We start from the raw sequence: 12,613 nt of genomic DNA on the forward strand, positions 1-12,613 counted from the left end.
TGTGTCCATTGACACAGGGGAATCCGCACTGCCACGATTCCGCTACAGACTGGGAGCGCTCCCAGATATCGATTACCCGCATCCGGACACCATCCCCCATCCCCGTCCCCGTCCTCTCCCCGAGCCCATCCCCCAACGTGAGGACTCCCATGAGCCCATCCTCATCACGCAGCAGGTTCGCTGCGGGGGCGGTCACAGCCGCCTCCGCGATCGCACTGTCGATGCTGGCCGGCGCGCCCGGCGCCCACGCCGCCGAGCTGGTGACCAACGGCGGCTTCGACAACGGCACCACCGGCTGGTGGAACACCGAGAACGCCCCCGCCGAGGTCGCCGACGGCCGGCTGTGCGCCGACGTCGAAGGCGGCACCGCCAACGCCTGGGACGCGATCGTCGGCCAGGACGGCATCGCCCTCACCTCGGGCGAGTCCTACGAGTTCACCTTCACCGCGAGCGCAAGCGAAGGCACGACGGTCCGTGCGCTGATCCAGGAGCCCACGGAGCCCTACACCGCGTTCCTGACGGCGAATCCCGCCCTGACCTCCGAGACCCAGACCTTCAGCCACACGTTCACCGCAGACGCCACGCTGGACGACGCCCAGCTGGTCTTCCAGCTCGGCGGGGAGGCCGAAGCCTGGACGTTCTGCCTGGACGACGTGTCGCTGCAGGACGGCGCCGAGCCGCCCGTCTACGAGCCCGACACCGGTCCTCCGGTCAAGGTGAACCAGGTCGGCTACCTGCCCGACGGCCCCAAGAACGCCACGCTGGTCACCGACGCCACCTCGGCCCAGCCCTGGACACTGCGCGACGCCGACGGCGCGGCGGTCGCGGAGGGGCAGACGTCGCCGCAGGGCACCGAGCAGAGCTCGGGGCAGAACGTCCACAGCATCGACTTCAGCGACTACACCGAGAAGGGCAGCGGCTACACGCTCGCCGTCGGCGACGACGTCAGCCACCCCTTCGACATCTCCGGCAGCGCCTACAAGGACCTGCGCACCGACTCGCTGTCGCTGTACTACCCCCAGCGCAGCGGCATCGAGATCGACGACTCCCTGATGCCCGGATACGGCCGCGCGGCCGGCCACGTCGGCGTGGAGCCCAACCAGGGCGACCTCAGCGTGCCGTGCGCACCCGACTCGGGCTGCGACTACGAGCTCGACGTCTCCGGCGGCTGGTACGACGCCGGCGACCACGGCAAGTACGTCGTCAACGGCGGCATCTCCGCCTCCCAGGTCATGAGTGTCTGGGAGCGCACCACCTACGCCGACAGCGCCAGCCCCGACCGGCTCGGCGACGGCACGCTGCCCGTTCCCGAGCAGGGCAACGACGTCCCCGACGTGCTGGACGAGGCGCGCTGGGAGATGGACTTCCTGATGAAGATGCAGGTGCCCGAGGGCGAGGAGCTCGCGGGCATGGCGCACCACAAGATGCACGACGAGGAGTGGACCGGCCTTCCGCTGATGCCGGCCGACGACCCTCAGCCGCGCTACCTGCAGCCGCCCTCCACCGCGGCCACGCTCAACCTCGCCGCGACCGGCGCACAGTGCGCCCGCGTGTTCGAGTCCTACGACTCCGAATTCGCCGACCGGTGCCTTGAGACGGCCGAGAAGGCGTGGCAGGCCGCCCAGGAGAACCCGGACGTCCTGGCCGATCCCGAGAACGGCGTGGGCGGCGGCGCCTACAGCGACGACGACGTCTCCGACGAGTTCTACTGGGCCGCGGCCGAACTGTTCATCACCACCGGCGAGCAGTCCTACGAAGACGCCGTGCTCGACCACGAGCTGCACACCGAGGACGTCTTCACCGCCGGCGGGCTCGCCTGGGGCGCCGTGGCCCCGCTGGGCCGCATGAACCTGGCACTGGTCCCCAACAAGCTCGACGACCGCGACAGGGTCGTCGACTCGGTGGTGGCCGGCGCCGACGAGTACCTGGACACGTTGCGGAACCACGCCTTCGGGCTGCCTTACGCTCCCCCGGACAACGTGTTCGTCTGGGGCTCCAACAGCCAGGTGCTGAACAACATGGTGGTCATGACCGCGGCCTACGACCTCACCGGCGACGGCGCCTACCGCGACGGCGTGCTGGAGGGCATGGACTACATCCTGGGCCGCAACGCCCTGGGCCAGTCCTACGTCACCGGCTACGGCGAGCAGTTCTCCAAGAACCAGCACAGCCGCTGGTACGCCAACCAGCTCGACGCCGATCTGCCCAACCCGCCCGAGGGCACGGTTTCGGGCGGTCCCAACTCCCAGACCAGCACCTGGGACCCGGTCGCACAGGACAAGCTGGAGGGCTGCGCTCCCCAGTTCTGCTACATCGACGACATCGAGTCCTGGGCGACCAACGAACTGACCGTCAACTGGAACGCGCCGCTGGCGATCGTGTCCTCGTTCATCGCCGACCAGACCGGCGAGGGCGACCCGCCGGCCGAGGACGAGACGGCTCCCACGGCACCGGGCAAGCCCCAGGTCTCGGGAGTCACGTCGTCGCAGGCCGAGCTCACCTGGGAGGCCTCCACCGACGAGGGCGGCAGCGGCGTCGAGGGATACGACGTCTATGCGGGTACCGGCGACGGCGCCCAGAAGGTCGGCTCCGCGAGCGGCCCCTCCTTCACCCTGACCGGCCTGGAGTCCGAAACCGAGTACACCGTCCACGTCGTCGCACGCGACGGCGCGGGCAACCGGTCCGAACCCGGCCCGAACGCCGCCTTCACGACCGAGGCCGGCGGCACCGGCGGTGAGGCGGCCTGCGAGGTCGACTACAGCACCAACGACTGGAACGGCGGGTTCACCGCCTCGGTGTCCGTCGTCAACACCGGCGACACCCCGATCCGCGACTGGGAGCTGGGCTTCGAGTTCGGTGCGGGCCAGGAGATCACCCACGGGTGGAACGCCGAATGGTCCCAGGACGGCAGCGCCGTGACGGCCTCGGGACTGTCGTGGAACTCCGACCTCGCGCCGGGGTCCTCGGTCAGCGCCGGGTTCAACGGCACCGCCCAGGACGGCAACCCCGCCCCCGAGGAGTTCACCGTCAACGGCCAGACCTGCGCCTGACGCGCGACGCTCCCCGTTGAGACCGGCCGGCCACCGTGCACGTGCGGTGGCCGGCCGCCGTTTCGCGGGAAGGGCCCGACCGTCCCCTTGCGGCTCGGCGGTTGAGGTCTCCCCTTCCGCTCCCCTACGAGGTCGATGCCGAACACCTGTCCGCGTTCGAGTCGGCCGCCGATGAATTCAGCCTTGCGGCCGCGCGGCCGGCCGAAAGGCCGAGCTTGACGGAGCGCCTCGGCCGTCCGCGCGGGCCTTGCCGCAGTCGCCTCGAAGCACCCCTGGTCGGGGCGCGCCGTTGCGGGCCGGGATCCCGCCGTCGCGGCCGTACACCCGGTGACTCTCCGGCTCCGCCGGACGCCTGCCACGTCTGCCCCGGCCGCTTCCGGGGGTGAGCACCGCCACTACGGGGGTGGCGATCGGGACGGCCGGGGTGGGTAGCGGGGGCCGCGGCAAGCGGTGTCGGCAGAAAGCGGGGAATCATGAGCGGCGTGCCCGTATGGGGCGGCGCACTCGTACTGGCCGTCGCCGCGATCGTGCTGCTGGCCGTGGGCGGGCCGTTCACCCGGCTGGTGGACCGGCTCGCCGATCGCACCGGTATAGGCGAGACGGTGGCCGGCATCGTGTTCGTCGGCGCGGTGACCTCGCTGCCCGGTCTGATCACCAGCATCCTCGGTGCCGCCCGCGGCGACCCGGCCTTCGCGATGAACAACGCGATGGGCGGCATCGCGGTGCAGACCGCCTTCATCGCCCTGGCCGACCTGTTCTACCGGCGGGCCAACCTCGAGCACGCCGCCGCCTCGCTGCCCAATCTCCTGGCGCCCATCGGCCTGTCCATCATGCTCGGCACGGTCCTGGTATCGGGTGTGGGACCGCAATTCAGCGTGCTGAACGTGCACCCGGCGTCGGCGCTGCTGGTCTTCCTGTACCTGTACTGGCTGGCCATGTCGCGCAGGGTGGGCGCCCGGCCGATGTGGCGCGTGACCCCCACACACAACACCCGCCACGACGAACCCGACCCCGATTCCCAGCGCCCGGGCGAGTCCATGGCGGCGATGTGGCTGAAGTTCGCGGCGCTGGCGGCGCTCGTCGCGGCCACCGGCTACGTCGTCGGCGAGACGGGGCTGGGGCTGATCGAGCAGACCGGCATGTCGGGCGGTGTGATCGGCGCCGTGGTCACCGGTGTCGTCACCTCGCTGCCCGAGCTCGTCACCGTGCTGTACGCGGTGCGGATCCGCGCGCTGCACCTGGCGCTGGGCGACATCATCGGCGGCAACGCCTTCGACGTCCTCTTCCTCTCCGCCAGCGACGTGGCCTACCGCGGCGGCCCCATCTACGGCGCGATGACACCGCAGGTGGTGCTGCTCATCGGGCTGGGCATCGTGCTCAACCTCCTGGTGGCGGCCGGGCTGATCCGCCGTCAAGAGCACGGCATCGGGTTCGAGGGCATCGCGATTTTCGTCGCCTACATCATCGGCGTGGTGTTCCTCGTGTCCATCTGACCGCCCGCCGGAGCGGCCGCGGCCCGTGCGGCGGGTACCGGGCGGGCTCACGACTCCCGCGGCACCGTCCCGGGATCGGATCCGGCATGCTCGGAACCGCCGCCGCGCACGCCTCCCGGCGCCTGACCGCCCGTCTCGGGGCCGTGTCGCTCCGTACGGCCGATGATGGCGTCCAGGGCGGCGACGTGCCCCTGGAACGCCGCCTCGCCCTCCTCGGTGATGTCGACCAGGGTGCGCCGCCAGCCGCGGCCGATGCTCTCCTTGTGCACCGTGATGTAGCCGACTGCTTCCAGCGCGCCCAGGTGCTTGGACAGGACGGAGTCGCTCACGCCGAGTTCGTCGCGGATGAACCGGAACTCGACCCCCTTCCCCGCCGAGGCCATCGCCATGATCGACAGCCGGGTGGAGGCGTGGATGAGCTCGTCGAACCGCGGTGCGGCCACTACTCGGCCCTCGCGGCAGGGCGGCCCGGACCGAAGCCGAGCCGGCCCAACCAGTGCACGAAGAACCACGACAGCACCGCTGCCGGAACCGCGGCCACCACGGGAGCGGCCCACTCCGGCAGGAATCCCTCGGCCAGCGTTCTCACGGCCCAGAACACCGCGAACATGGCCGCCAGCCAGGCGGCCGCTCCCACCGCGCGGGCCGGCGTCCAGACGCGGCGCGGGCCGCGCACACCGCCGCGTGCGGCCCGCAGGATACCCAGCCCGACCGCGAGGAAGAGCATCGCAAAGCCCAGCCCGGCGACCGCCGGCGATATCCACGTACCGAGTTCGAGACTGGCCAGGACGGTGTAGAAGCCCGCCGCGTAGAGGATGTCCATCCACCACCGCGGCCGGTTGCGGTTGAGCTCCCCCTCCACCGACGTCTGCATGCGCCGGACGCCGTCCAGCGCGGCGCGTGCCTCCTGCTCGTGTTCCATCACGTGCCCCTTACCGCGACCACTTCCACTTTCCATATTAGAAAGTAGCACGACTTTCCATGACGGAAAACGGGTGGGAGGCACCTTCTCGCGATCGGGGCGGGAAGACCCGAATGCCAGGCACCCGCCGGAAGCGCCGGGGCGGGACGGCGGTTGCGAGTGGTTTCGGGAACGCGGGGGCCGCCGTTTCGCGAGGCACACTCCGCCTGCGGCGAGGCACACGCCGGGGCGGAGCGGTGCGGGAGGTTCCGGAGAAGGGGCGCTCAGGGCACCGAAGCGGACGGGACCCGCTGCACGCGGCCGCCCGTGCGGACGGGCCGGGCAGTGGAGGGCGCGCCGCCGGACGGACGGAATCCGGCGGCGCGCCCCCGCGTCCTGCCCGCTACGCCCGAACGGGCAGAACGGCCTTGCAGCGCAACGCTAGATGACCGCGACGAGCGCCGTCCCCTGCTGGCCGGAGGCGGCCAGCACGGGTCTCAGGCCTCCTCGGCCACCGCGTCGCGGTACTCGGTGCCCGGCAGGTGGGCGAACTCGCCGCGCCGGAACTCGGTGTGCGCGTGGAGCGCCTGCCGCCAGGTCTCCTCGTTGGCCCGCTCCCAGCGGCGCACCTGGGCGTTGGCCATGGCCAGCAGCGGAGCATAGGGCGCGGGGTCCTCGGCGCCGAGACCCAGCGCGTCGGCGAGATCGTCGCCCTGGATCAGCCGGGTCAGCGCGTCCAGCAGCCGCCGGACCGACGCGCCCTGCAGGGGCAGGACCTGACCCAGCGGGCCGTCCGCCAGCGCATCCAGCAGGGCGTGCACCAGCGCGCTCGCCGTCTCGTCGGGGCTGTCGTTGGCGGTCTCCACCAGCGCGAGCAGCCGGTCGGCCGAGGCGTGGTCGACCACGTCGGCGCTGAAGCGCGGATCCACGCCCAGCAGCGCGGCGACGGTGCGCCAGTAGCGGTGGAGGTCGCGCTCCTCCTCCTCGCTCAGCACGATGCCGACCTTCTCCAGGGCCCGGAAGGGCACGATGGTGAAGTCCAGCCAGGTGCGGACGGCGTCGACCTGGTTGATGGGCACGCCCCAGCGCTCGGCGTCCCAGCCGCGCCGCTGCGTGGCCGCGCGCACGCGCGCGTGCAGCAGGCGGACCTGGACCGTGTCGGCGTAGCCCGGCGCGCCGCGCAGCAGTCCGCCGGGCAGGATGGCGTTGGTGCGCCACAGCGCGGTCTCGGCGAGCCGCCGCCCGGCTGACTCGGTGAGCTTGCCGGTGCCGAGGAGGACCCGGGCGATACCGGGGGCGCTGTAGGTGTGCACCAGCGATCCCAGCGCAAGGGCGATGCGGCTCCAGAAGGGGTCGACCGCGATGCTGGCGACGTCGCCGCGCTCCAGCAACTCGGGGTCGGCGGCGGCGACCGCCTCCTCCGACTCCCGCAGCAGCCGGGCGATCCCCGGCGGGACGTCCTCCAGCGACGCGAGGCCGTCGCTCAGGCCGGCCGCGAGGGTGCGGCGCGCGGCCCCGCCACCGCCGGCGAGGTCGGCGAAGGCGGCGTCGGCGACCGGATCGCCGGTGTGCAGGCCCTCGGCCAGCAGTGCGAGCCGCGACTCGCCGTGCTCCCGCGCGATCCGCTCCGGCTCGCGGAGCCGTGGCGGGAGGGTGCGGGCTGATTCGTCGGACATTCGGACCCTTCTGGACGTGCTGCGATGACCGGCGCGGCGGCCCCGGCGGTGCGATCGCCGTGCAGGGCGGGATCGGCGCCCTGCACGGCGCGCATGCGAAGGCCGCGCCGGAACACTACACACCGTCGGGATCCGCTCTTCGCGCGGTGCCGGGTGCGGGGCACCGCTCAGCGAACGCCCCGCACCGCCGGTCATCGGGCGGTGCGGGGCGGGGCGCAAGCGCTGCGCTCTGTTGGCACGGCGTCGGCGCATACGCGGCGCCGACCGACCGGTCAGGCGGAGCTGCGGCCCTTGGTGCGGGGCAGCACACGCCTGCGGACCCGGCGGAGCTTGCGGACACCGCGGTTGGCGAGTTCGCGCGCCAACCGCCGAGCCGTCACGTTGGGCAACCGCTCGGGGTCGCGGGCCCGGAACCTCTCGGCGGCCTCGGCCGCCTCCTTCGCGGCGGCTTGGGCGGCCTTCTCGGCCGCGGCCTCGCCGGCCTGCTTCACGGCGGCCTCCGCGTCCCGTCCCGCTGCGACGGCGCCGAAAACGGCATGGCCCGCGGCCTCGGGAGGGACGACCGCGGTGCCGGGCGTGCCCACCCGGTTCTCGGGGAGTTCGCTGAGCACTCCGAGGTCGCCCATGATCCGCGTGTCGAGCATGGAGATCGTCCCCGCCGATTCCGCGCCGATCTTCGCGGCGCGCTCCATGGCCCACTCCGGTGTGGGGATGACGGCCTCGTCGCGCGAAGGCCGGTACTCGACCTTCATGTGCCGCACCGCACCGCGGCGGATGTAGCGCCCGTACAGCAGCTCGTCCCAGTCCTGGTCGCGGAACTCCAGGTTGAAGTTACGCAGGAACTCGGCCTCGCCGTAGGACAGCGACCGGTTGGCCTGGGTGTCGTCGTGGACCAGGAACCCTTCCGGCAGGTCCGTGATCTCCTCGAAGCTGCGCAGCAGCATGTTCCGGTCGGAGTCGTCGACGGCGATCACCGTCATGTTCTCCGGGCCGATGATCTCGGCCCACCGGGCGACGAGCTCTCCCTGGTCGTGGCGGCGCCAGAAGGTGGGGTTGGGCCGCTCCTCCGGCGGCTTGTTGAATACGGCGTCCAGCCACTCCTCGTAGCCGACCCGCAGTCCGCTCTGCACGTACTGCTGCCACTGGGCGGAGAGGATCTTGGTGAGCGGACGCAGGGTCACGATGAGGTGCACTCGGGAACCGCCGAGGTCCGCGACGATCCGGCGGGCCGCGTCGTCGTCGGCCTCGCAGAAGAACTCGCTGCTGATCATCGCCCGCTCGTCGCCCGTCGCCTCGACCTCGCCGAGCATGCGCTTCCAGTGGGAGCTGCTCCCGTGCTCGGCGCCGAACATGGGCGGGCGCCCCGCTGCCTCTTGAGCGGCCTTCCCAGGCTGGCGGCCCTTGCCGATGTAGGTCAGCCGATGCTCCGCCAAGCGGGTGCGGGCCATGTTGAAGGCGCCCTGGATCGCGGTCGTGCCGGTCTTGTGCGGACCGATGTGCAAGAACCGGGTGTCGCTTGGAAGGCCTCCCATGCCTGAAGACATCGCGCTTCCTTCGCTAAGTACGTTTTCGGGGGAATCGGGCGAAAGTAGCTCAAATCACAAGTTTCGGCAAACTGCCGGTTAATCCGCTCGCCCACGGCATCCCGGGCCGGGTGTGAAACCCATCCACGGCATGGCTCCTGCTCCTGCTCCTGCGCGCCGACAGTGCCGTCCCACCCGCCCGCTGCGGCACGCCGGCGATCCGGGGCGAGCACCGCGCGCATCCCACGCCCGCGTGCGGGCAGCGCCTACGGTGCACGCATCGGACGGCTCGGTCTCCGGGGGCGCCGGAGACCGGCGCAGACCTCCACCGGGGAGCAGCAGCATGAGCACATCAGCCGACATCGGTGTCACCGGCCTGGCCGTGATGGGCAGCAACCTCGCCCGCAATCTGGCCCGGAACGGCAATACCGTGGCTGTCCACAACCGCACTCCCGCCAAGACCCGGTCCCTGGTCGAGGACTTCGGGGACGAGGGCGCCTTCGTGCCCGCCGAGTCGCCGCAGGAGTTGGTCGCCTCACTGAAACGGCCGCGGCGCCTGATCACCATGGTCAAGGCCGGTGAGGCCACCGACGCCGTCATCGGCGAGTTCGCCCCGCTGCTGGAGGAGGGTGACGTCGTCGTCGACGGCGGCAACGCCCACTTCGCCGACACCCGCCGCCGCGAGCGCGAACTGCGCGAGCGCGGAATCCACTTCGTGGGCGCGGGAATCTCCGGCGGCGAGGAGGGGGCGCTGCGCGGCCCCAGCATCATGCCCGGAGGCTCGGCCGAGGCCTACGCCTCGCTCGCGCCGATGCTGGAAAGCATCGCGGCCGAGGCCCCCGACGGCGCGCCCTGCACCACCCACGTGGGCACCGACGGCGCCGGCCACTTCGTCAAGATGGTGCACAACGGCATCGAGTACGCCGACATGCAGCTCATCGGCGAGGCCTTCCACCTGCTGCGCGACGTCGCCGGCTACACGCCCGAGCAGATCGCCGACGTGTTCGGCACCTGGAACCGCGGGCGGCTGGACTCCTACCTGATGGAGATCTCCGCTCAGGTGCTGACCCACACCGACGCCGAGACCGGCGCACCCTTCGTCGACGCGGTCGCCGACAGCGCCGAGCAGAAGGGCACCGGCCGCTGGACGGTGCAGACGGCCCTTGAGCTGGGAGTACCGGTCTCGGGCATCGCCGAAGCCGTGTTCGCCCGCTCCCTGTCCGGCCACGGAGTCCTGCGCGCCGCGTCCTCGGGACTGCCGGGGCCGCGGGCCGAGGCGATGGAGAGCGACGCTGCGGGGCGCTTCGCCGACCAGATCGAGCAGGCGCTCTACGCCTCGAAACTCGTCTCCTACGCCCAGGGTTGGCACATGATGCGGGCCGGCGCCCAGGAGTACGACTGGGACATCGACCTGGGGGCGGTCGCCGCGATCTGGCGCGGCGGGTGCATCATCCGGGCGGCCTTCCTGGACCGGGTCCGCGCCGCCTACGCCGCCGACCCGGGCCTGACCACACTGCTCGCCGACGAGGGCTTCTCCCGGGAGCTGGGCCGTGCCCAGGGCGACTGGCGTGCCGTCGTGGCCACGGCCACCCGCCACGGGGTTCCCGTGCCGGGCTTCTCGGCGGCGCTGTCCTACTACGACACGCTGCGCGCGGGCCGGCTCCCGGCCGCCCTCACCCAGGCCCAGCGCGACTTCTTCGGCGCCCACACCTACCGCCGCGTCGACCGCGAAGGCGTCTTCCACACCCGCTGGGGCGGCGACCGCGGCGAGGAGCGCGCCGACTGACCGCCGGCACCGGGGCCGGGGCCGGGGGCCGGCGGCTCCGGTCCCTACCGGGCCCCGCGCCGCATGCGCCGCGTGCCCAGAACCAGCCCCGCCAGCGCCACCGCGGCGGCGGCCGAGGCGCCGTGCAGGACGGCGGCCTCGGTGAAGCTGCCGGCGAACAGCGCCCGTGCGGCCTCGGCCACGTAGGAGACGGGGTTGACCGCCGCGGCCGCCTGCAGCCAGACCGGGCCGTGGTCCAGCGGCAGCAGCACGCCTGACAGCAGAAGCAGCGGGAACAGCAGCATCTGGGTGACACCGTAGAACAGCTCGCCGTCGGGCTGGGAGGCCATCGCCAGCACGAACGACAGCGCACCCAGCCCCACGCCGAAGACGGTCAGCAGCGCCGTGCCCGCCAGCGCCCCCAGCCAGTGCGGTTCGAAGCCCAGCGGCACCGCCAGCGCCACGATCAGCACGGCCTGCACCGCCAGCACCGCCGACTCCTTCAACGTCCGCCCGATCAGCATGGCCGTGCGGTTGAGCGGGCTGACCAGCATCCGCTCCAGGGAACCGCCGAGCAGTTCGACCAGCAGGGTGTAGCCGGACATCATCGGGCCGAACAGGCACAGCATCACCAGGATGCCGGGTACGAACCACTGCCAGGGCGACTGCCCGCCGGCGAATCCGCCCGCGCCGCCGAGCAGCGGACCGAACAGGAACAGGAACAGCAGCGGCTGCACCATCGAGAAGGCGAGGCCCAGCGGCTCGCGCACGACCGGGGTGACCTCCCGCAGGAACACCGTCCAGGTGTCGTGCAGGAAGGAGCCGCCCGTGGTCGGCCGGGGTTCGGCGGGAGCCGCCCCGCCGTTCGGGGATCCGTTCACAGGGCGGCCCCCTCCGCCGGCTCGCCCTCGACCAGGCTGCGGCCGGTCAAGGCCAGGAAGACGTCGTCGAGAGTGGGCCGCGAGGTCGTCGCGGCGGCGGTCTCGACTCCGTCCGCTTCCAGCACGCGCAGCAGCTCGGGCAGGGCCGTCTCGGCGCGCGGCACCCGCGCCTCGATCCGGCCGCCGGAGCCCGCCGTGACCTCGTGGGCGCCGAACATGCGTGCCGCGGTGTCGGCGACCGCCGTGATGTCGGCACCGTCGCGCGGGACGAGGGAGATCCGGTCGCCGGCCAGATCGCTCTTGAGCCGGTCGGCGGTGCCGTCGGCGATGACGCGGCCTTCGTCGATGACGACCACGCGCTCGGCCATCGTGTCGGCCTCCTCCAGATAGTGGGTGGTCAGAAAGAGGGTGGTGCCGTGGCGCTCGCGCAGCCGCAGGATGTGCTCCCACACGCTCGCCCGGCTGTGCGGGTCGAGTCCGGTGGTGGGCTCGTCGAGGAACAGCAGCGGCGGACGGTGCACCAGTCCCAGCGCGATGTCGAGGCGGCGCCGCTGGCCGCCGGAAAGGGTTCCGGGCTTGCGCTGGGCCAGCGGTGCCAGGTCGAGCGACTCCAGCACCTCGTCGGCGCGCCGGCGGGCCGGTGCACCGGCCATGCCGTAGCAGCGGCCCTGGTTGGCGAGCTCGTCGCGCACCCGGAGGTTCTCGCCGGCGCCGCTGCGCTGGCCGACATAGCCGATCCGAGCGCGCACGCCCTCGGGATCGGTCGCGATGTCGCATCCGGCCACCGTCGCCGTACCGGACGTGGGAGGCAGCAGCGTGGTGAGCATCCGCAGGCTGGTGGATTTCCCGGCGCCGTTGGGGCCGAGGAACGCGACGAGCTGCCCCGGTTCGACGTCGATGTCCAAACCGCGCACGGCCTCGACGGTCTTGCGTTTGATCTTGAAGCTCCGGGTCAGCCCCCGGGCGTTGATCATCGGCCCTCCGTTGATTTCTGCGCCCGCGAATCCGGGCATAGTGAGCAGACCCCGGTATGGGGGGGTCGAGGAACGAATCGATTCTCAATCCGAGGACGCGGTGGAGGCAAACGTGAACGTGGTGTTCATGTTTGCTGTGACCTGCGAAAACAAAACCTCTACAGCAGAGGGCGGAACCTCGGTTTCCGGCCTTTTCTGCGCGCCTGCCTGGAGGTTCGCGAATAAATCGAATGGAAATCCGAATTCACGGCCGCCGTAGGGACGCAGAGGGGACCTCGCCCTCGACGGCATGCGGGCCGCGCTGGGGTCCTGACCTCGGCGGGAATCCCGGTGCGGGCCGGTGGTTTCGC

Annotated in this window: 9 protein-coding genes; 3 read left to right on the plus strand and 6 right to left on the minus strand. The window is 71.8% G+C overall.

Annotated elements, in window-relative coordinates; all coding sequences use genetic code 11:
* Window positions 1-149: 149 nt before the first annotated feature.
* Together LP52_RS18830 and LP52_RS18835 are read left to right on the plus strand one after the other, a co-directional pair.
* Entirely contained in the window at window positions 150-3,050 is a 2,901-nt protein-coding gene (locus LP52_RS18830; protein WP_040275461.1) for a glycoside hydrolase family 9 protein, read from the plus strand.
* A gap of 473 nt (window positions 3,051-3,523) precedes the next feature.
* Window positions 3,524-4,543, plus strand: a complete 1,020-nt coding sequence (locus LP52_RS18835; RefSeq protein WP_040275462.1) for a sodium:calcium antiporter — start codon at window positions 3,524-3,526, stop codon at window positions 4,541-4,543.
* 47 nt (window positions 4,544-4,590) lie between these two features.
* Here the strand turns inward: LP52_RS18835 and LP52_RS18840 are convergent, their stop codons facing one another.
* The 4 genes from LP52_RS18840 to LP52_RS18855 form a co-directional block, all read right to left on the minus strand.
* Window positions 4,591-4,986, minus strand: a complete 396-nt coding sequence (locus LP52_RS18840) for a winged helix-turn-helix domain-containing protein (RefSeq protein ID WP_238580988.1) — start codon at window positions 4,984-4,986, stop codon at window positions 4,591-4,593.
* On the minus strand, window positions 4,986-5,465 hold the full coding sequence (locus LP52_RS18845; protein WP_040275463.1) for a hypothetical protein: 480 nt from the start codon (window positions 5,463-5,465) through the stop codon (window positions 4,986-4,988). The genes LP52_RS18840 and LP52_RS18845 overlap by 1 nt, the downstream gene beginning before the upstream one ends.
* Before the next feature lie 476 nt (window positions 5,466-5,941).
* A complete protein-coding gene (locus tag LP52_RS18850; RefSeq protein WP_052810023.1) occupies window positions 5,942-7,120 on the minus strand; it encodes an oxygenase MpaB family protein in 1,179 nt (392 codons plus the stop codon).
* A 272-nt stretch (window positions 7,121-7,392) separates the two neighbouring features.
* Window positions 7,393-8,664, minus strand: coding sequence for a hypothetical protein (locus LP52_RS18855; protein WP_157036398.1), 1,272 nt, complete (start codon window positions 8,662-8,664; stop codon window positions 7,393-7,395).
* Between the two features lie 322 nt (window positions 8,665-8,986).
* Here LP52_RS18855 and gndA point away from each other — a divergent pair, with 322 nt between their 5' ends.
* Entirely contained in the window at window positions 8,987-10,429 is a 1,443-nt protein-coding gene (gene gndA / locus LP52_RS18860; protein WP_040275464.1) for an NADP-dependent phosphogluconate dehydrogenase, read from the plus strand.
* Between the two features lie 44 nt (window positions 10,430-10,473).
* Here gndA and LP52_RS18865 read toward each other — a convergent pair whose 3' ends face one another.
* Entirely contained in the window at window positions 10,474-11,289 is an 816-nt protein-coding gene (locus LP52_RS18865) for an ABC transporter permease (RefSeq protein ID WP_052810025.1), read from the minus strand.
* Window positions 11,286-12,263 carry an ATP-binding cassette domain-containing protein gene (locus LP52_RS18870; protein ID WP_040275466.1) on the minus strand — a complete coding sequence of 326 codons (978 nt, stop codon included), beginning with the start codon at window positions 12,261-12,263 and terminating at the stop codon, window positions 11,286-11,288. The genes LP52_RS18865 and LP52_RS18870 overlap by 4 nt, the downstream gene beginning before the upstream one ends.
* Window positions 12,264-12,613: the final 350 nt, after the last annotated feature.

The sequence above is a fragment of the Streptomonospora alba genome, assembly GCF_000826685.1.
GTDB classification, from domain to species: Bacteria; Actinomycetota; Actinomycetes; order Streptosporangiales; family Streptosporangiaceae; genus Streptomonospora; species Streptomonospora alba.

Excerpts from the sequence above, each read along its gene's own strand:
- LP52_RS18830 (WP_040275461.1), top strand. The coding sequence starts at position 150 with ATGAGCCCATCCTCATCACGCAGCAGGTTCGCTGCGGGGGCGGTCACA.
- LP52_RS18835 (WP_040275462.1), top strand. The coding sequence starts at position 3,524 with ATGAGCGGCGTGCCCGTATGGGGCGGCGCACTCGTACTGGCCGTCGCC.
- LP52_RS18845 (WP_040275463.1), bottom strand. The coding sequence starts at position 5,465 with ATGGAACACGAGCAGGAGGCACGCGCCGCGCTGGACGGCGTCCGGCGC.
- LP52_RS18850 (WP_052810023.1), bottom strand. The coding sequence starts at position 7,120 with ATGTCCGACGAATCAGCCCGCACCCTCCCGCCACGGCTCCGCGAGCCG.
- LP52_RS18855 (WP_157036398.1), bottom strand. The coding sequence starts at position 8,664 with ATGTCTTCAGGCATGGGAGGCCTTCCAAGCGACACCCGGTTCTTGCAC.
- gndA (WP_040275464.1), top strand. The coding sequence starts at position 8,987 with ATGAGCACATCAGCCGACATCGGTGTCACCGGCCTGGCCGTGATGGGC.
- LP52_RS18870 (WP_040275466.1), bottom strand. The coding sequence starts at position 12,263 with ATGATCAACGCCCGGGGGCTGACCCGGAGCTTCAAGATCAAACGCAAG.